Genomic DNA, 19076 nt, shown 5'->3' with positions numbered 1-19076 from the left:
CCATGTTCCTCCGACGGCCGGACCGGCTGATACCCAGGCAGTACCGCGACCTTCTGATGCTGCGCCGGTTCAGGCGTCTGTTACCGGCGTTGCTGGCATCCGACCTGGGCGACGGCATGAGCGTGGTGGCCGTGGCGTGGCTCGCCGTCCGGATCGCGCCGCCCGGCGGGTCGGGTCCGGTGCTCGGTATCGCGCTCGCCGCCTACTCCCTGCCCGGCGCCGTGGGTGCGCTGCTGTTCGGACGCTGGGTCCGCCGCCTGCCCGCGCGTCGGCTGCTGTGTGCCAACAGCACGCTGCGGGCGGTGTTCCTGGGCTGTGTGCCGCTGGCGTCGGCCGGCGGGCTGCTGGACCCGGTGTGCTACACCGTCCTGCTCGCCGCCTCGTCGCTGCTGCACGCCTGGGGCGGTGCCGCCAAGTACGCGCTGGTCGCCGAACTGGTGCCGGAGGAGGAGCGGCTGGCCGCCAACGCGCTGCTCAGCACCAGCGGCTGGGCGTCCACCATCGCCGGTCCGGCGCTCGCCGGTCTGCTCGCCGCCGCCGTCGGCCCCGCCTGGATCATCGGCCTGGACGCCCTGAGCTTCGCCGTCCTGGCGCTTGGGACCGGCCTGCTGGGCGGTCCGCCAGCCGCCCCCTCGGCCGGGCGAGCGCCCGGTCAGCCCGTCGGCCGGGCCTGGCAACTGCTGCGCCGGAGGCCGGAGTTGCTCGGCCTGCTGGCCGTCACCTGGTTCCTGAACGTGTGCTGGGGGCCGGTGGAGGTGGCGCTGCCGCTGTTCGTGAAGGGCGACCTCGGGGCCGGCGCCGGGATGCTCGGCCTGTACTGGGCGGTGTTCGGGGCCGGCGCGATCGCCGGTGCGCTGGCGGTCGGCGCCCTGCGCAGGCTGCCGCTGTGGCCGGTGGTCCTCGGGATCGTCGCCGGGCACGGGGTCATCCTGCTGCCGTTCGCACTCGACGCGCCGGCGGTCGTCTCGCTCGGGGCGTTCACCCTCGGCGGGGTGATCTACGGCCCGTACAGCGCGCTCTGTCTCAGTCTGTTCCAGAACCGTACGCCGGAGGGCTGGTTGACCACGATACTCGCGTTCCGGAGCGCGGTGCTGCTGACCGCCGCCCCGCTGGGTGCCGCCCTCGGCGGTCCGCTCAGCGCGGCGATCGGCGCCCGGAACACCCTGGCGGTGGCCGGCCTCGGGATGGTGCTCGTCGCGGCGATCGCGGGCTGGGTGCTGGTGGTCGGGCGGCGGCGGCCGGCCGCCGGTGTGCCGGAGCGGCACACCGAGCCGTCCCCACTCCGGGGTCAGGCCGAGCGGGAGGCGAGTGCGAGGTAGCGCTCGTCGGTGTCGGTGTAGGAGGTGAGGTGCCAGCCCGAACCGGCGAGCAGGGGGCGGAGGTTGGGCTCGGCCCGGAGGTCGTCGGGGGTGATCCGGCGGCCCTGGCGGGCGGCGAGCGCGGCGCGGCCGATCGGGTGGTAGAGGGCGAGGGTGCCGCCGGGGCGGGTGGCCCGGGCGAGTTCGCGCAGGTTGGCGGCCGGGTCGGGCAGGTGGGAGATCAGGCCGGCGCCGAAGACGGCGTCCAACGTGCCGTCGCGAAGCGGCAGTCGGCAGACGTCGCCGTTGACGAGTCCGGCCACGGCGTGGTGGGTGCGGGCCTGTTCGAGCATCTCGGGGGTGAGGTCCAGGCCGAGGACGGTGCCGTGCGGACCGACGGCGGCCCGCAGGTGGGGGAGCGCCCGGCCGGTGCCGCAGCCCGCGTCGAGCACGAAGTAGCCCGGGGCGAGGCCGAGTGCGGCGATGGCGGCGGCGTAGCGCGGGCCGTCGTCGCGGAACCGCTGGTCCCAGTCGGCGGCGCGGACGGCGAAGAACTCCCGGGCGTGCTCGCGTGCGGCCCGTCCGGCCTCGGCTCGGTTCGGCGGTTCGGCTGGGCCGGTCATCTGCGGCTCCTCGCGCTCGGGGCTCGGGGGTCTACGGCGGGAGCGTACGTGACCTCGGTGACGGCCCGGTCGTTGGGGGAGTGAGAGCGCACCACCCGACCGGGTGAAGTTCGGGGCGGCGGGCGGACCGGACTCCCCAGGCGAGTAAAGTTAGGCTTACCTAACCTCACTTGGGGAGTCCTTCGTGACCCTGACCGCCCACACCGCCGGGCCGACCGCGCGCACCACCGGGCCCGTGGCCGGTGACGGGATCCTCCGCCGCCAGCGCCTTCGCGAGTCGGCCGCCCGTACGTACGCGCGCTCGTTCCCGATCGTTCCGGTGCGCGCCAACGGGATGACCGTCGAGGGGGCGGACGGGCGGCGCTACCTCGACTGCCTCTCCGGCGCGGGCACGCTGGCGCTCGGCCACAACCACCCGGTGGTGCTGGAGGCGATCAGGCGCACCCTGGACAGCGGTGCCCCGCTGCACCTGCTCGACCTCGCCACCGCCGAGAAGGACGACTTCACCACCGCCCTGCTCGAGAGCCTGCCGCGGGAGTTCGCCGACCAGGCGCGGGTGCACTTCTGCGGCCCCGCCGGGACGGACGCGGTCGAGGCCGCGCTCAAGCTGATGCAGACCGCCACCGGGCGGCGCGGGGCGCTCGCCTTCACCGGGGCGTACCACGGCATGACGGCGGGCGCGCTGGCGGTCACCGGCAACGTCGGCATCAAGTCACCGCTGCCCGGCGGGGGAGAGGTCACCAGACTGCCGTACCCGTATGCCTATCGCTGTCCGTTCGGGTCCGGTGAGCGCGGCGCGCGGCTGGGGGTGGCGTACGCCGAGCGGCTGCTGGACGACCCGCTGGGCGGGGTGCTGCCGCCCGCGGCGATGATCCTGGAGGTGGTACAGGGCGAGGGCGGGGTGGTGCCCGCGCCGGACGACTGGCTGCGCGAAATGCGGCGGATCACGGCGGAACGTGGCATCCCGCTGATCGTGGACGAGGTGCAGACCGGGGTCGGCCGGACCGGCGCGATGTGGGCGGTCGAGCACAGCGGTATCGTGCCGGACGCCATGGTGCTCTCCAAGGCGATCGGCGGCAGCCTGCCGCTCGCCGTGGTGGTCTACCGCGCGCAGTACGACAGTTGGCGCCCCGGCGCGCACACCGGCACCTTCCGGGGCAACACGCTCGCGATGGCCGCCGGGGCCGCGACCCTGCGCTTCGTGGCCGCCAGCGGGCTGGCCGAACGGGCGGCGCTGCTGGGGGCCCGGATCTCGGAGCGGCTGCGCCGACTCCAGGGCCGGCTGCCGGTGATCGGGGACGTCCGGGGGCGAGGGCTGATGCTCGGCCTGGAACTCGTCGACCCGAGCCGGGCGGTGGACTCCTGCGGCGCCCACCCGGCCGACCCGCGGCTGGCCGTCCGGGTCCGGGCGGCCTGCCTGCGGCGGGGCCTGATCGTCGAACTCGGCGGACGCCACGGCGCGGTGCTGCGCCTGCTGCCGCCGCTGACCATCACCGACGAACAGGTCGAGGCGGTACTCGACCGGCTCGCCGACGCGATCGAGGCCGCCGCGAGCGCCGACGACGACGCCGACGGGGAGTCGGCATGAAGCTCACCGACTACCGGGTGCCGCTCTCCGGCGGGACGCGCGGACCAGCGGCCCTGCGCGAACTGGTCGAACTGGCCCTGTCCGCCCTGGAGGTGGGCGCCGCACGCCGTGGCGGGCCGATCCCGGCCGGTGGGCCGAGGGCACTGGCCCGGCAGTTCGAGGGCGTCTTCCGGTACGTCCAGGACGGCGCGGAGATCGACGAGGGCGCCCTGCCGCGGCTGGCCGAACTGCTCGCGTACGGCAGCGCCGACCCCGCCGACCCGTCCTGCGCGGCGCATCTGCACGGACCGCCGCTGGCCGTCGCGGTCGCCGCCGACCTCGCGGTCAGCGCCCTCAACCCCTCGCTGGACTCCTGGGACCAGGCGCCCGCCGCCACCGCCCTGGAGACCGCGCTGCTCGCCGAACTCGCCGAACTGGTCGGCTACCGGCCCGAGGAGGCCGCCGGGGTGCTCACCTCGGGAGGCACCGAGTCCAACCTGATGGGCCTGATGCTGGCGCGCGACCAGGCGCTCGCCGGTGCCTGCAGCGTGGAGCTGGACGGCTTGCCCGCCGGCGTACGCCCCCGGATCTTCGCCTCCGAGGCGGCGCACTTCTCCATCCAGCGCGCCGCCGCCCTGCTCGGCCTCGGCGAGCGGGCGGTGACGGCCGTCCCCGTCGACCGCGAGCTGCGGATGGACGTCGGCCGCCTCGCCGCCGCCCTGGCCGATGCGGTGGCGGACGGGGCGCGGCCGATCGCCGTCGTCGCCACCGCCGGGACGACGGACACCGGCGCGGTGGACCCACTGCACCCGATCGCCGACCTGGCTGCCCGGTACGGCAGCTGGCTGCACGTGGACGCGGCGTACGGCGGCGGCGCACTGCTCTCCGACCGCCTCGCCCCGCTGCTGGACGGCATCGCCCGCGCCGACTCCGTCGCGCTGGACTGGCACAAGCTGGGCTGGCAGCCCACCGCCGCCGGGATCTTCCTGGTCCGCCGGGCCGAGACGTACGCCTCGCTCGCCCGCCGCGCCGTCTACCTAAACCCCTCCGACGACGAGGAGGCCGGCTATCCGAGTCTGCTCGGCCGCTCGCTGCGCACCACCCGGCGGGCCGACGCCTTCAAGATCGCCGTCACCCTGCGGACCTTCGGCCGGACAGGCCTCGGCCGACTCGTCGACCGCTGCCATGAACTGGCCCACTCCGCCGCCGCGTCGGTCCGTGCCGAACCGGCCCTCGAGCTGCACTGCGAACCGATCCTCAGCACCGTGGTCTTCCGCTACCGTCCCGCCACCGCCGATCCGCGGGTGGCGGACCGCGTCAACGCCGAGCTGCGCCGGCTGCTGCTCCGCGAGGGCCGGGCCGTGGTGGGCCGCACCGAACTGCCGGGTACGGGCCCGGGCCGGGTGCGGCTGAAGCTCACCCTGCTCAATCCGAACACCACGGAGGCCGACCTCGCGGCGCTGCTCAAGGCGGTGGTCCGAGCCGGCCGGGAGACGGATGACTGGCCGATGGTCAGATCCATTGGCCGAGACGGGAGTTAGACGGCTGGACAGCGGTCGAGGAGTACTCGCCGGGTGTGCTCCCACACCGCCGGGTCGGAGGCGACCAGCAGGCCGTCCTCGCCGCCGGGCGGGTCGGGGTGGTACGGGGAGCCGCTCAGCCGGGCGGAGACGCCGCCGGACTCGGTGATCAGCAGCGAGCCGGGGGCGTGGTCCCAGGGCAGCGTGCGCCAGTACAGGATGAACTCCTGCTCGCCCTCGGCGATCAGCGGGTACTCCATTCCGGCCGAGCGCAGGCCCTCGGAGGTCCGGCCGAAGGCCCGGGCGTTGGTCTGCAACCGGTGGTGCTCGAGCGGGTCGAGACAGCGGCTCTTGATGGTGCCGCGCCACTTCTCGGGCGCGTCGTCGGCGGGGCGGCGGACCAGTCGGGAGCCGTTCCGCCAGGCGCCCGAGCCGAGTTCGGCGCTGTAGGCGGCCTTGGTGATCGGCTGCCAGATCCAGGCGGCGACGGTCTGCCCGGAGCGGACCAGCGAGGCCATCACGGCGAAGTCCGGGCGGCCCGCGACGAAGTTGGAGGTCCCGTCCACCGGGTCGACCAGCCAGGCCGCCGGCTCCTCGACCAGAGCCCGGGCCAGCGACGGGTCGGCGGCCACCGCCTCCTCGCCGACCACGGGGACGGGGAGCAGCTCGCGCAGCCGGCGGGAGATGATCACCTCGGCCTCGCGGTCGGCGACGGTCACCAGGTCCCCGGGGCCCTTCTCCATGACCTCGCCGTCGGTCAGTGCCCGGAAGCGTGGCTCGACCGCTTCGGCCGACGCCTCGGCGAGTATCTCCGCCACCTTCTCCATAAGCACCCGCGTGCTCCCTTCCACTGCTACCACTCTCGCACGTTCGTGCGATCATGGTTCGCGCCGGTCCCGGGGTGGCGGCCCGGGCGGCCGTCGGGGAGCCGTGGCGTGTGACGGCCAAAGAGGTGCGGAGCCGGGCGCGGGCGCCCGCTCAGCTCTCCCGGGGCTGCTCCCTGTGCCGGCTCAGCAGCGCGTCGTACTCGGTGTGCACCCGCCGGTCCATGGCCAGGGCGAACTGGGCGTCCGCGACGGTGCGGGCGAGCGGGCGGATCCGGCGGATCTGCTCGGTCAGCCGGGCGGCTTCGCCGGGCGGCAGGTCCGCCGCGCAGCTGAGCGCGCCGAGCAGTTCGTCCTTGATCAGGGCCGTGAAGACCTCGGCGACGGCATCCGCGTACTCCTGCGCCCGGCGGCTGGCGGCCAGCACGGCTGCCAGCGGGACGCCCTCGGCGACCAAGGAGACGGTGGCGTCCATCAGGCGGCGGCTGATGTGGGTGATGCCGTCCTCCTGGACGGTGATGTAGCCCTGGGCGATGGACTCGGCGGTGTTGGCGTCGCTCAGCTGGTCCCCGAAGGCCCTGGCGAGGTCCGCCCAGCTGAGGTGGACCGGGGTCTCGTCCGACCACGGCTCGGTGATGGCGGCCTGCAGCCCGATCAGCTCGGCGACGTCCCGGCCGCTCTCGCCCGCGCCGATCAGCTCGCTGATGCCGCCGAGGGTGTGCCCGCGCTCCAGCAGTTCGGCGATCATGCGCAGTCGGGCCAGGTGCTCCTCGCCGTACCAGGCGATCCGGCCCTGCTTGCGCGGCGGTGGCAGCAGCTTGCGCTCGCGGTAGAAGCGCAGGGTGCGCGTGGTGATACCGGCGGCCTCGGCGAGTTCCTCGACCCGGTACTCGCGCGGGGCGCTGCTGCCTGTGCTCTCGATCTCCGCCACGCGGCTCAGCATAGGGCGGAGGTGCGGCAATCGATGCGGTCCGTCGTCTTCCGAGAAGCGCCGGTACGGGCTACCCTGCCAATCGTGCCAGTGATTGCTGGCGTGATTGACTCCGGGCCGGGGACTCCTCGGCCGAGCACAACGGCAGCCCGGTCGAACGGCCCGATTCGACGCCCCCGCCCCATGGTTCCGCACTCCCGTCGCCCCACAGCACCAGGAGGCCGCCGCATGGCATCCAGCCCGAAGCGCAGCACGCAGCCGTCCACGCCCGACGACCCGCTCGCCACCCCGCACGTCCGGGTCGCCGTGATCGGCTCCGGCTTCGGCGGCCTCGGTGCCGGGGTGCGCCTGCGCCGGGCCGGGATAACCGACTTCGTCATCCTGGAACGGGCCGGGTCGGTCGGCGGCACCTGGCGCGACAACAGCTACCCGGGCTGCGCCTGCGACGTGCCCTCCCACCTGTACTCCTTCTCCTTCGCGCCCAACCCCGAGTGGCCGCGCAGCTTCTCGCGGCAGCCGGACATCCGCGCCTACCTGGAGAAGGTCGCCGACGTCTTCGGGCTCCGCCCGCACCTGCGGTTCCACACCGAGGTCACCGAACTGCGCTGGGAGCGGGAGCACACCCGCTGGCGGGTCACCACCCGCGCCGGAAGCTGGACCGCCGACGCCGTCGTCTCCGCCTCCGGACCGCTGGCCGACCCCAAGCTGCCCCAGGTGCCGGGACTCGCCGAGTTCCCCGGCCGGGTCTTCCACTCCTCGCGCTGGGACCACGACTACGACCTGACGGGCAAGCGCGTCGCGGTGATCGGCACCGGCGCCTCGGCCGCCCAGATCATCCCCGAGATCCAGCCCGCGGTAGGGGAGCTGACGGTCTTCCAGCGCACGCCCGCCTGGGTGCTGCCGCGTGCCGACCGGGAGATCACGGCCCTGGAGAAGTGGCTGCACGGCAGGATCCCCGCCACCGGCCTGCTGCGCCGGGCCTCGGTCTTCGCGATGCGCGAACTCCAGGTCGGCGCCTTCGTCCGCCAACCGGAAATGCTCCGCCTGGTCCAGCGGATGGCCGTGCGCAACCTCGAACGGGGCATCGCCGACCCCGAGTTGCGGGCCAGGCTGACCCCCGACTACCGGATCGGCTGCAAGCGGATCCTGCTCAGCAACACCTACTACCCGGCGCTCGCCGCCCCCAACGCCCGGCTGGTCACCTCCGGCCTGGCCGAGGTGCGCGGCTCCACCCTGGTCGCCGCGGACGGCACCGAGGCCGAGGCGGACGCGATCGTCTTCGGCACCGGCTTCCACGTCACCGATCTCCCCATCGCGGAGCGGGTGTTCGGAACCGAGGGGCACAGCCTCGCCGAGGAGTGGAAGGGCGGCATGGAGGCGCTGCGCGGGTCCACCGTGCACGGCTTCCCCAACCTCTTCTTCGTGATAGGGCCCAACACGGGCCTCGGCAACAGCTCGATGATCCTGATGATCGAGTCCCAGCTCAACTACGTCATCGACGCGTTGCGGACCCTGGACGCGGTCGGCGCCACTGCGATGCAGCCCACCGCCCGGGCCCAGCGGCACTGGAACCTCGAGGTGCAGCACCGGATGCGGCGCACCGTCTGGAACACCGGCGGCTGCCGCAGCTGGTACCTCGACTCCCAGGGCCGCAACACCATCACCTGGCCGGGCAGCACCAGCGCCTTCCGCCGCGCCACCCGCCGGGTCGACCTGGCCGAGTACGAACTCCTCAAGCGCACCGCCCCCGTGGCCCGGGAGGTCGCCGCATGAGGACCGACCGGCGGATGACGGCCGCCGACTGCGCACTCCCGGCAGCCACCGAGGAGTACCGGATCCGCTCCGCCGACGGCCACTGGATCCACGCCGAGGCGTACGGCCACGAGGGGGCGCCGACGGTGGTCCTCTCCCACGGCTGGACCTGCTCGACCGCCTTCTGGGCCCCGGTGATCCACCAACTCGCCGGTGAGTTCCGGGTGGTGGCTTACGACCAGCGCGGCCACGGCCGCAGCGACATCCCGCCGACGGCCGCCGGCTACTCCACCGCCAAGCTCGCCGACGACCTGGAGGCGGTCCTCGTCGAGCTGGTGCCGGCTGGGGAGCAGGCGGTGCTGGCCGGGCACAGCATGGGCGGGATGACCGTCATGGCCGCCGCCGACCGCGGCGAAGTGGCCGCCAGGACCGCCGCCGCCGTCCTGGTCAGCACCGGTCCGAGCGATCTGCTGGCCGAGGTGAACGTGGTCCCGGCCGGGGTGCGGCCGCCCGCGCTGCGGCGCCTCCTGCACCACCAGATCCTGCGGTCCAGGCTGCCGCTCGGGCCGGTGACCCCGGTCAGCAGGGCACTGCTCAAGTACGGCGTCATGGGCCCGGCCACCCCGCCGGGCCGGGTCGAGGCGACCGCCCGGGTGGTGCACGCCTGCCCGACCGGCGTCCGCCGCCGATGGGGTCGGGTACTGGGCGAGTTGGACGTCCGTCCGCAGCTCGCCAAGCTGGCCGCGCCCACCGTGGTGATCGTCGGCACCCGCGACCGATTGACCCCGCCGGTGCACGCGCGCCGGATCGTGGCCGCGCTGCCCGACCCGCGCGGGCTGCTGGAACTCCCGGGCGTCGGCCACATGGCGCCCGTGGAACGCCCGGCCGAGGTCGCCGCGGAGATCCGCCGGGCCTTCGACTTCACCACCGCAGACGTCAGGAGTGTGAACGCATGAGTACCACCGTGCCGCTCGCCGTCCAGGTCGTGGTCGTCACCGGAGCCGCCCGCGGGGTCGGTGCGCAGCTGGCGCGCAAGCTGGCCCAGCGCGGCGCCAGGGTGGCCCTGGTCGGCCTGGAGCCCGAGGAGCTGAAGGCGGTCGCCGCCCAGTGCGGTCCCGATGCCCGGTACTGGGAGGCCGACGTCACCGACCTGGACGCGCTGAGCGCCGTCGCCCGGCAGATCCAGGACCACTACGGGCGGATCGACACCGTGGTCGCCAACGCCGGCATCGCCCTCGGCGGCCCGCTCCAGGACAGCGACCCGCGCGCCTTCGAGCGGGTCATCGAGGTCAACCTGCTCGGCAGTGTGGCCACCGCCCGCGCCTTCCTGCCCGCGCTGGTCTTCAGCCGCGGCTACCTGCTGCAGATCGCCTCGCTGGCCGCGCTCACCCCGGCGCCGCTGATGGCCGCGTACTGCGCCAGCAAGGCCGGGGTGGAGGCCTTCGCCCACTCGCTGCGCGCCGAGGTGGCCTACCAGGGCGTCAAGGTCGGCGTCGGCTACCTGAGCTGGACCGACACCGACATGGTGCGCGGCGCCGACCAGGACACGGTGCTGGCCCAGATGCGCTCCCGCCTGCCCTGGCCGGCCAACAAGACCTACCCGCTGGCCCCGGCGGTGGACCGGCTGGTCGCCGGGATCGCCCGCCGCTCCCCGCACGTCTACGCCCAGGCCTGGCTCCGCGGCATGCAGTCGGTCCGAGGGGTGCTGCCCGGCCTGATCGCCACCGTCGGCGCCCGCGACGTCGCCCGGCTGGCCCCGCGGTTGAAGGCCACCGCCGCCACCCGGCTGCGCCCGGTCGGCGCGGGCGGCGCCGCCGACACGGCCGCCCGCCGCGCCGCCGTCGAGTAGGCGCGCACCCACCGGGGCGCGGGGGCCAGCTTCATGACGGAGCGGAACCCCCGCGCCCCGATGTGTCGCCGGGCGCTCGGCACCGAGTACGGTCGGCGCATGACGACTGCCCTCATCACCGGCGCCACCGCCGGCATCGGCGCGGCCTTCGCCCGCCGCCTCGCCAAGGACGGCCGCGACCTGGTCCTGGTCGCCCGCGACGCCGAACGGCTGCGGGCCGCGGCCGCCGACCTCGGCAAGCGCTACGGCGTCCAGGTGGAGACCCTGACCGCGGACCTGGCCGCCGAGGCGGGGATCGCCGCCGTCGAGGAGCGGCTGCGCGACGCCGAGCGGCCGGTCGGCATCCTGGTCAACAACGCCGGGTTCGGCAACAAGGGCACCTTCCTCGAAGTGCCGGTGCAGGCCGAGCTGGACATGGTCAAGGTGCACATCGAGGCCGTGCTGCGGCTGACCATGGCCGCCCTCCCGGGCATGAAGGAGCGCGGCTTCGGCGGGATCGTCAACGTCGCCTCGGTCGCGGCCTTCGTGCCGCGCGGCACCTACGGGGCGAGCAAGGCCTGGATGGTCAGCTTCACCCAGGGCATCGCCCGCGAGCTCGGCGGCACCGGGGTCCGCCTGCTGGCCCTCTGCCCGGGCTTCACCCGGACCGAGTTCCACGAGCGCGCCGGGATGGGCACCTCCAACATCCCCTCCTGGGCCTGGCTCTCCGCCGATCGCGTGGTGGACGAGGCGCTGCGCGACCTGGCGCGCGGGCGGAGCCTCTCCGTCCCGAGCCGGCGCTACAAGGCGGCCGTGGCGCTCAGCCGGGTGCTGCCCGCGGGCAGGCTCGGGGGCGTCTCCTCCAAGGCGGCCAGGACGTACGCGCCGCGGTAGGCCACCTGCTGTCTCAGCCGCGGGACTGCGCGTCGCAGAGCGTACGTGCGTGGCTTCCCGGGATCTCGCGGCGTGTCACGGCGCACGGGAATAGGACAAGCCTCATTATTAGCTTTGCTAACTATGAGTCCGTCTCTATACCCTGGGGAACATGTCCGTTCCCGTGCCCCGCGGAGGCCGCCCTTGAAGCCCGACCGCCTCGACTGGACCCCGCCGCCACGCGCCCAGGGCGAGCCCGGGCCCCCGGCCCAGGTGCGCCGGATCCTCGCCCTGTTCCGCCCGTACGTGGGCCGCCTGGCCCTGGTCGGGCTGCTGGTCGCGGCCTCCGCCGTGGTCTCGGTGGCGACCCCGTTCCTGCTCCGCGCGGTGCTCGACACCGCCATCCCGCAGGGCCGTACCGGCCTGCTCAGCCTGCTGGTGCTCGGCATGATCACGGCCGCCGTGGTCAACAGCATCTTCAACGTGCTGCAGACGCTGATCTCCACCACCGTGGGCCAGCACGTGATGCACGACCTCCGCACCGCGGTCTACAGCCACCTGCAGCGGATGTCGCTGGCGTTCTTCACCCGCACCCGGACCGGCGAGGTGCAGTCCCGGATCGCCAACGACATCGGCGGCATGCAGTCCACCGTCACCTCCACCGCTACCTCGCTGGTCTCCAACCTCACCAGCGTGGTCGCCACCGTGGTCGCGATGGTCGCGCTGGACTGGCGGCTGACGGTGGTCTCGTTGCTGCTGCTCCCGGTGTTCGTCTGGATCAGCCGCCGGGTCGGCAACGAGCGCAAGCGGATCACCGGTGAACGGCAGAAGCAGCTCGCCGTGATGAGTTCGGCCGTCCAGGAGTCCCTCTCGGTGAGCGGCGTGCTGCTCGGCCGCACCATGGGCCGATCCGACTCGCTCTCCCTGGAGTTCACCGGGCAGTCCGCCGAACTGGCCAAGCTGGAGGTCCGCTCCAGCATGGCCGGGCGCTGGCGGATGTCCACCATCGGGATCGTGATGGCCGCGATGCCGGCCGTCATCTACTGGGCCGCCGGCCTCGCCAGTGCCGAAGGTGCGCCGATCGTCTCGATCGGCACCCTGGTCGCCTTCGTCTCGCTGCAGCAGGGCCTGCTCCGGCCGGCCGTGAGCCTGCTCTCCACCGGCGTGGACGTCCAGACCTCGCTCGCCCTGTTCCAGCGGATCTTCGAGTACCTGGACCTGCCGGTGGAGATCCAGGAGCCCGGACACCCCGTCCGGCTCGACCGGGTACGCGGCGACGTCGTCCTCGAGGACGTCGAGTTCCGCTACCACCCCGACCAGCCGCAGCCCACCCTGGCCGGGATCGACCTCAAGGTGCCCGCGGGCAGCTCACTGGCGGTGGTCGGTGAGACCGGATCCGGCAAGACCTCGCTCAGCTACCTGGTGCCCAGGCTCTACGACGTCACCGGCGGCCGGGTCGCCATCGACGGCACCGACGTCCGCGAACTCTCCTTCGCGACCCTGGCCGAGACCGTCGGCGTGGTCTCCCAGGAGACGTACCTCTTCCACGCCTCGGTCGCCGACAACCTGCGCTTCGCCAAGCCGGACGCCACCGACGCCGAACTGGTCGCCGCCGCCGAGGCGGCCCAGATCCACCACATGATCGCCGCCCTTCCCGAGGGCTACGACACCGTGGTCGGCGAGCGGGGCTACCGGTTCTCCGGCGGTGAGAAGCAGCGCCTGGCCATCGCCCGCACCATCCTGCGCAACCCGCCCGTGCTGATCCTGGACGAGGCCACCAGTGCGCTGGACAACCAGACCGAACGCGCCGTCCAGCAGGCCATCGACGCCCTCGCCGTCGGCCGGACGACCATCACCATCGCGCACCGGCTCTCCACCGTCCGCCACGCCGACCAGATCGCCGTCCTCGACGGCGGCCGGATCGCCGAACTGGGCACCCACGAGCAACTGCTCGCCCTGGACGGTCGTTACGCGGCACTGCTGCGCCGGGAGCACCCGGTGCCGGCCCGGCGCCCGGACGGTACGCCGACGAACGGCCCTTCGGGGAAAGGCGCTTCGGTGGGCGTGCCGACGGTGAACGGGCAGGCAGTGGGCGGAAGGGCGTTGGACGGCGAGACGTTGAACGGCGAGGCGTTGCCGGGTCAGGCGCCGAACGGTCAGGCCGCGGCCGGGCGCTCGTTGTAGGTGTCGGCCAGCTCCTGCCCGGAGAGCGCGTGGATCGCCGCCATCACCTCGTCGGTGACCTGGCGGCGGGCCTTGGCGTTGCGGGCCTGGCCGTGCAGCGCGGAGAAGTCCAGCGGCTCGCCGAAACGGACCGTCACCTTCCGCAGCCGGGGGATCCGCTTGCCGACCGGCAGGATGTCGGCCGGGCCCTCCAGTGCCACCGGCACCACCGGCACGCCGGCGGTCAGCGCCAGCCAGGCCACACCGGTCTTGCCCTTGTACAGCCGGCCGTCCAGCGAGCGGGTGCCCTCGGGGTAGATGCCGAACGCCTTGCCCTGCTGCAGGATGCCCAGCGCCTGCTCCAGCGAGGCCGCCGCCGAGCGGTAGGTGCCGCGCTCGACCGGGACGGCGTTGATGACGCTGGTGAAGAAGCCCCGGGAGAGCGCGCCCTTGAGGCCGGTGCCGGTGAAGTACTCGGCCTTGGCCAGGAAGTAGACCTGACGCGGAGCGGTCAGCGGGATGACCACGCTGTCGATGAAGGACAGGTGGTTGCTGGCCAGGATCACCCCACCCTTGCGCGGCACGTGCTCCAGCCCCTCGATGACGGGGCGGTAGATCGCCTTCGCCACGGGCTTGAGCACGAGCTTGGTGATGAGGTTGAGCATGGGCCCTCCCTGGCCGACCGACATCCCCGGACTCGTGACTGGGCCGAGGTCAGACGGCAGATTACGTCATGAACCCCGTCGGCCGTCCACTGCACAGGTCGTTCGACCACTGCGATCCTCGTCACGCGCTGCGTATGGTCGTGCGCGAAACCGATGATCAGGGGGGTGACGCCGCGTCGGCGTCGGCCCTCCGGACCCGGGGCCCGCTCAGGTGTGTCAGCGAGTCGTCAGTACCGCGTCGGGATCCGTTTACCGAAAGGGCGTCCGATGAGCGGGGTCACCGCCGTCCTGCTGTCGTGCTTGCCGCAGCGGTCGCCACCGGGGCCCGGCGGTGGAGGATCCCCGCGCCGTCCTGCTGGTCGTGGTCTGAGTGCTGGTCGGGATACTGCCGTTCGTCCCGAGCGTCCGGGTGCCGCCCGAGGTGATCAGCGTCGCGGGGCTCCCGCCGCTGCTGTACGCGTCGGCGGAGGAGATGATCAGTTCACCCGCCGGCCAGTGCGGCCCTCCGCCTTCCGTCCCGCGCGGCTTCCCGGGATTCAGCCGGCTCGCCCTGCTCCGCGGCGGGTGCCACCGTGACCGGGAAGATCCGGCGGACCACGCGCTCGGAGGCCCGCCCGTCGTCCCAGGGGCAGAACCGCTCGCGGAACGCCGCCCGCGCACCCGGCGCCGGATCACCGCTCCGCAGGGCCTGAGCGACCTCGGCCGTCTCGGTGGCGACCACCCCCGGCGGCTCGGCGAGCAGGTCGAAGTACACCCCCCGCACCCGGCGGTACTCGGCCCAGTCCGGCGCGAAGACCACCATCGGGCGGTCCAGCACGGCATAGTCGAACATCAGCGAGGAGTAGTCGGTGACCAGCGCGTCGGCGGCCAGGCAGAGGTCCTCCACCGCCGGGTACGCCGAGACGTCGACGACCCGCGCCGCCGCCCCGCCGAGCTCGGGCTCACCGACGCTGCCCCGGTGGAAGTAGTGGGCACGGACCAGCAGCGTGCACCCGGGGCCGAGCCGGGACGCCAACTCGCCGACGTCCAGCAGCGGTACGTACCCGCCCTGTGCCTCCCGGTGCGTCGGTGCGTACAGCACCACCCGCTGCCCCTCGGCCAGCCCGAGCTTCCGGCGGACCGCCGCCACGTCGGCGGCCGTCGCGCCGGCGAGCCGGTCGTTGCGCGGGTACCCGGTCTCCAGCAGCTCGTACCGGCCGGGGAAGGCGCGGCTGAAGTGCTCGCTGGTGTGCGGGTTGGGCGAGACCAGGAAGTCCCAGCGGTCCACGGCCTCCTGCAGCCGGTCGAAGTCCATCCCGTCGGCCGCGAGCGGGTACTCGCGCAGGTCCATGCCCATGCTCTTGAGCGGGGTGCCGTGCTGGGTCTGCACATGCACCGTGCCGGGCCGCTTGGCCATGGTGTGCGGGAAGTTGACGTTGTTGACGAAGTACTTGGCGGTCGCCATCACCCGCAGGTACGCGGGGGTGTTCACCACGACGTACGGCACCCCGGCGGGCAGGGTGGCCGCCTGCGCCCTGGTCTCCACCACCCAGACCCCCCGCACCTGCGGGGCCAGCTCCCGCGCCTTCTCGTAGATCGCGGCCGGGTTGCAGGCGTAACCCCGGTGCCAGTACGCGGCGTAGACGGCCAGGTTCTCGTCCAGCGGCAGCCGCCGGAAGGTGTTGTACGCCGCGTACCTGGCCCCGCTGCGCACGCCCTTGCGGACGGTCGGCGCCATCGCCCTGGCCCGGCGGCGCAGCGAGCGCGGGATCCGCTTGGTGCGCCGCAGTTCGCTGTACGTGAGCCGGGAGCCGGTGGCCACCAGGCGGTACTGGATGCCGCGCACGCCGGCGGGGTAGCGGTAGCCGGGCGGGCGGTGGCGGTCGAAGTGCCGGCCGATCCGGTCGAAGAAGTCGCCGCGCAGTGCGGCCGGGACCAGCCCGGGGGTGTCGTAGATGGTCAGGGCCTGCTTCACGGTGCGGTCGAAGACCAGGTTGCGCAGCGCGTCCTGGCCGGTGGCGCCGATACCCCGGCGGTCGAGGAAGGCGAAGATCGCATCGTACTGGGCGAAGGCGTCCGAGTGCTTGGGAGAAGCGGTGTTGGTGATCGCGCCGGGGCGGCCGCGCCGGTAGGTGTAGCAGGGGCGGTCGAGGTAGCGCAGTCGGTGGGCGGCGACCAGGGCCGGGTAGGTGACGGAGATGTCCTCGTAGTAGCCACGGCCGAAGGAGACGTCCAAGTCCTGAAGGAACGCGCGCCGGAAGATCTTGTTCCACACCGCCATCACCGTCTGCATCAGGCCGGGGTGCTCGCGGGCGGTGCAGCCCTCGGCGAGCGGGGAACCGGTCAGTACGTGGCGCCACGGGTTGGGCTCGGTGGAGCCGTCCGGGTAGACGTGGGTGAAGTCGGTGAGCAGGACGTCCACCGGCTGATCGGTGTCCTGCTCGCGGCGCAGCTCGGCGAGGACGGCGGACAGCGCGCCGTCGGGCAGCCAGTCGTCGCTGTCCACGAACCAGACGTACCGGCCGCGCGCCTCGGCCAGACCGGCGGTGCGAGCGCCGCCCAGGCCCTGGTTCTCGGCCAGGTGCAGCACCCGCAGGCGCGGGTCACGGGCCGCGTGGTCGTCCAGGATCGCGCCGCAGCCGTCGGGGGAGCGGTCGTCCACCGCGATCACCTCGACCTCGGTGTCCGCGCCCGCCGCGTCGGCTCTGGCGTCACCCACTCCGAGCGAGTCGAGGCAGCGGGGGAGGAAGGGCTCCACCCCGTGGACTGGCAGCACGATGCTCAGGAGGGGACTCACGCTGGATTCACTCCGGTATGGGTGCTGGGCGCTGGGAAGTCGGCAGACCGATCGGTACCGTTCACTTCACTGTAGTGAGCTTCGATGCACGGACAGTGGGTCTTCGGTGACGCTCAGGCAACGGAGAGGTGGCGCCCCGGCGTGGATCCGGCTCGTGGATCGGGCGCTCGGCCCGGTGGGAAGGCGTCGTGCGGCGCTCATCGCCGGAGCGGCTGGAAAGGCGACCGCCGGTGCCGCGCTGTTCGAGCGGCGGCACCGGCAGCCCGGTGGCGGCCCGACCGACCCTCAACGGTCGGCCGCCGGTCCGTACACCATCCGTAGCCAGACCACCGCAGCGTCGAGGTGGTCGGACAGTGACTCACGGCTGATGCCGGAAGCTCTTCAGCTGTCGAACTCGTATGAGCCGGAATGAATTCATCCGACCGGAGGACGCCGGGAGTGTGATCCGGTCGCCCGCATTGCTAGAGATACTGCTTGTAGGAAGCAGGGGCGTCAATCCCCCGGATGTGTTCATTTCCTGAAGTATTGCCCGGTCCATTGCCGGGCCAGGCATCGACTCCTATATTGACGGGACGTCTCACGGGGATGCCCATCGATCCCGCGCTCCCGTCGCCCCGACTGCCGACCGTCCACCGCTGTCTCCAGGAGCCGCCGTGCGCTCGCAGCCGACCGCAGGTCCGGCAGTCAGTCCAGTGCTGCAGGGGCTGGTGCTGGCCCCGCTGTTGCTGGTCGCCGGGTACGGCGCCGCCGACCTCACCCTGCTCAGCGGCCACACCGTGGACCTCTTCCCCTGGCGGATGTCGCCCGTCACCGCGACCCTGCTGGGTGCGGGATACGGCGGCAGCTGCCTGATGCTCGCCATGGCCCTGTGCGCCGAGCAGTGGGTGCGGGTCCGGGTGGCGGTGGCGGCCAGCTCGCTGCTGGTGCTGCTGACGCTCGGCGCTTGCCTGCTCGGACACGGCACGCTCCACCTGGCGCAGGGTGGGGCCGTCGCGGTCCTCTCCGCCTGGGTCTGGCTCGGGGGCCATGCCGCCGCACCGCTCCTCGGGCTGATCGCCTTCGGCGCGCAGTGGCGCCGCAACACGCGCTGGCGGGCGCGGAACGGGCAGCCCGCGCCCCGGCCGCCCCGGCTGCCCTGGTGGGTCGCCGCGCCGATCATCGGCAACGGACTGGTCTTCGCCGCCTGCGGACTGCTGCTCTATCTTGTGCCGGACGTCCTCGCCCGGGACTGGCCCTGGCAGGTGCGCGCCCTGGACGTGCGGGTGCTCGGCGCCTGGTGCCTCACCTTCGGGGTGGCCCTGCTGCTCGGCTGGCAGGAGGCCGAGCTGCGCCGGGTGCGCAGCGGGATGGCGGCCCTGGTCGGCACCGGGCTCCTCGGACTGGCCGGCCTGCTCCGCTACGCCGGCCTGGTGCGCTGGGCCTCGCCCGGGTCCTGGCTGATCGTGCTCGCCCTGGTCTCCTTCACCGGGCTGGGCCTCTCCGGTGTCGGGGCGTCCTTCCTGTTCGCCCCGCCGACCGGGCTGTCGGGCCGAGGGCCCGTCGTGCGCCCGGCGCGGCCCGTCCGGCCCGCGCGCCGTGAGTAGCCGGATTCGCCTCAGATGACAAGGAAGGCGGGTCCGGCCGGCCGTCGGCGGGCTGACCCGGGATTTTCCCACCCGTCGATGCGTCAGGTCGATGCGTACTCGTGACCGAGGCCACGGCATCCTGGTGAAGCGTCAGTTAGTCGCGCACGGTACGGTGGCAGAACACCAGGACGGTTGCGCGAAGGCCGTCCCTCACGGATAGTCTTCGCCACGGCCCTGGCGCCTCGTAGGGGTGGGAAACAGATGGAACAGATGCAAGTACGGAGTCGGCCCCGGGTGCCGGCGATCCAGTGCGGCGTCGGCGCGACCGGCCGCCGGATCGACCGCCACCTGTCGGTGCTGGGCGCTCCGGCGCTCTCCACGGTGGACACGGCGGAGGCGCTGGGCCTGATAAGAGAGCTGACGCCGCGTGGCGTGGCCGGCCAGGCTTCCCGCCGCCGCACCACCCGGGTGCTGCTGCTGGCGCCGCTGCGCAGGCTGAAGCGGAGCCTGTTCGGCAGCCGGGGCTGAGTGCCAGGCCCGCCCGGCGCGGGCCCGGTCGACCCGACCCGATGGACCTGAGGTCTGTCGGGTCGTCGTGCTGCCCGGACACTGACCAGGTCTGCACGGCCGCCGTCCCGGCCAGGTGTAGCCGGCCCGGCGTGCCCGGCCGGCGGCGCTTCGGAAGGTGTGC

15 protein-coding genes are annotated in these 19076 nt (G+C 73.4%); 10 read left to right on the top strand and 5 right to left on the bottom strand.

The window, feature by feature from the left end; genetic code table 11:
* Nucleotides 1-2: 2 nt before the first annotated feature.
* A complete protein-coding gene (locus ACWDAK_RS07605; RefSeq protein ID WP_344637001.1) occupies nucleotides 3-1319 on the top strand; it encodes an MFS transporter in 1317 nt (438 codons plus the stop codon).
* Here ACWDAK_RS07605 and ACWDAK_RS07600 read toward each other — a convergent pair.
* Nucleotides 1289-1921: a class I SAM-dependent methyltransferase gene (locus tag ACWDAK_RS07600; RefSeq protein WP_344637000.1), complete on the bottom strand. Its 633-nt coding sequence runs from the start codon at nucleotides 1919-1921 to the stop codon at nucleotides 1289-1291. The genes ACWDAK_RS07605 and ACWDAK_RS07600 overlap by 31 nt on opposite strands.
* Before the next feature lie 190 nt (nucleotides 1922-2111).
* Between ACWDAK_RS07600 and ACWDAK_RS07595 the strand changes: the two genes are divergently transcribed.
* Entirely contained in the window at nucleotides 2112-3509 is a 1398-nt protein-coding gene (locus ACWDAK_RS07595) for a diaminobutyrate--2-oxoglutarate transaminase family protein (RefSeq protein WP_344637118.1), read from the top strand.
* Entirely contained in the window at nucleotides 3506-5029 is a 1524-nt protein-coding gene (locus ACWDAK_RS07590) for a pyridoxal phosphate-dependent decarboxylase family protein (RefSeq protein WP_427393251.1), read from the top strand. Before ACWDAK_RS07595 ends, ACWDAK_RS07590 begins: the two co-directional genes overlap by 4 nt.
* On the opposite strand, the gene ACWDAK_RS07585 is transcribed toward ACWDAK_RS07590, so the two are convergent.
* Nucleotides 5026-5835: an inositol monophosphatase family protein gene (locus ACWDAK_RS07585; protein WP_427393272.1), complete on the bottom strand. Its 810-nt coding sequence runs from the start codon at nucleotides 5833-5835 to the stop codon at nucleotides 5026-5028. The two genes, ACWDAK_RS07590 and ACWDAK_RS07585, sit on opposite strands and share 4 nt — an antisense overlap.
* 151 nt (nucleotides 5836-5986) lie before the next feature.
* Complete coding sequence (locus tag ACWDAK_RS07580; RefSeq protein ID WP_344636997.1) at nucleotides 5987-6763, bottom strand: MerR family transcriptional regulator; 777 nt, start codon at nucleotides 6761-6763, stop codon at nucleotides 5987-5989.
* Nucleotides 6764-6991: 228 nt separating this feature from the next.
* On the opposite strand from ACWDAK_RS07580, the gene ACWDAK_RS07575 reads away from it, so the two are divergent.
* The 5 genes from ACWDAK_RS07575 (at nucleotide 6992) to ACWDAK_RS07555 (ending at nucleotide 13400) form a co-directional block, all read left to right on the top strand.
* A complete protein-coding gene (locus tag ACWDAK_RS07575) occupies nucleotides 6992-8536 on the top strand; it encodes a flavin-containing monooxygenase (protein WP_427393252.1) in 1545 nt (514 codons plus the stop codon).
* A complete protein-coding gene (locus ACWDAK_RS07570) occupies nucleotides 8533-9471 on the top strand; it encodes an alpha/beta fold hydrolase (protein ID WP_344636995.1) in 939 nt (312 codons plus the stop codon). Before ACWDAK_RS07575 ends, ACWDAK_RS07570 begins: the two co-directional genes overlap by 4 nt.
* The gene (locus ACWDAK_RS07565) at nucleotides 9468-10364 is read left to right on the top strand and encodes an SDR family oxidoreductase (RefSeq protein ID WP_344636994.1); all 897 of its coding nucleotides are present in this window, start codon (nucleotides 9468-9470) and stop codon (nucleotides 10362-10364) included. Before ACWDAK_RS07570 ends, ACWDAK_RS07565 begins: the two co-directional genes overlap by 4 nt.
* A 99-nt stretch (nucleotides 10365-10463) precedes the next feature.
* The gene (locus ACWDAK_RS07560; RefSeq protein WP_344636993.1) at nucleotides 10464-11237 is read left to right on the top strand and encodes an SDR family NAD(P)-dependent oxidoreductase; all 774 of its coding nucleotides are present in this window, start codon (nucleotides 10464-10466) and stop codon (nucleotides 11235-11237) included.
* A 183-nt stretch (nucleotides 11238-11420) separates the two neighbouring features.
* Entirely contained in the window at nucleotides 11421-13400 is a 1980-nt protein-coding gene (locus tag ACWDAK_RS07555; RefSeq protein ID WP_344636992.1) for an ABC transporter ATP-binding protein, read from the top strand.
* Here ACWDAK_RS07555 and ACWDAK_RS07550 read toward each other — a convergent pair.
* Nucleotides 13373-14044 carry a lysophospholipid acyltransferase family protein gene (locus ACWDAK_RS07550; protein WP_344636991.1) on the bottom strand — a complete coding sequence of 224 codons (672 nt, stop codon included), beginning with the start codon at nucleotides 14042-14044 and terminating at the stop codon, nucleotides 13373-13375. The genes ACWDAK_RS07555 and ACWDAK_RS07550 overlap by 28 nt on opposite strands.
* Before the next feature lie 481 nt (nucleotides 14045-14525).
* The gene (locus ACWDAK_RS07545; protein WP_344636990.1) at nucleotides 14526-16820 is read right to left on the bottom strand and encodes a bifunctional glycosyltransferase/CDP-glycerol:glycerophosphate glycerophosphotransferase; all 2295 of its coding nucleotides are present in this window, start codon (nucleotides 16818-16820) and stop codon (nucleotides 14526-14528) included.
* A gap of 653 nt (nucleotides 16821-17473) precedes the next feature.
* On the opposite strand from ACWDAK_RS07545, the gene ACWDAK_RS07540 reads away from it, so the two are divergent.
* Together ACWDAK_RS07540 and ACWDAK_RS07535 are read left to right on the top strand one after the other, a co-directional pair.
* Nucleotides 17474-18403: a hypothetical protein gene (locus ACWDAK_RS07540; RefSeq protein WP_344636989.1), complete on the top strand. Its 930-nt coding sequence runs from the start codon at nucleotides 17474-17476 to the stop codon at nucleotides 18401-18403.
* 243 nt (nucleotides 18404-18646) lie between these two features.
* Nucleotides 18647-18913 carry a hypothetical protein gene (locus tag ACWDAK_RS07535; protein WP_344636988.1) on the top strand — a complete coding sequence of 89 codons (267 nt, stop codon included), beginning with the start codon at nucleotides 18647-18649 and terminating at the stop codon, nucleotides 18911-18913.
* The last annotated feature ends 163 nt before the right edge of the window (nucleotides 18914-19076 follow it).

Source organism: Kitasatospora sp. NPDC001175, from assembly GCF_053598215.1.
The sequence above is the reverse complement of the archived record's forward strand: the minus strand, read 5'-3'. Positions and strand labels throughout refer to the sequence as shown.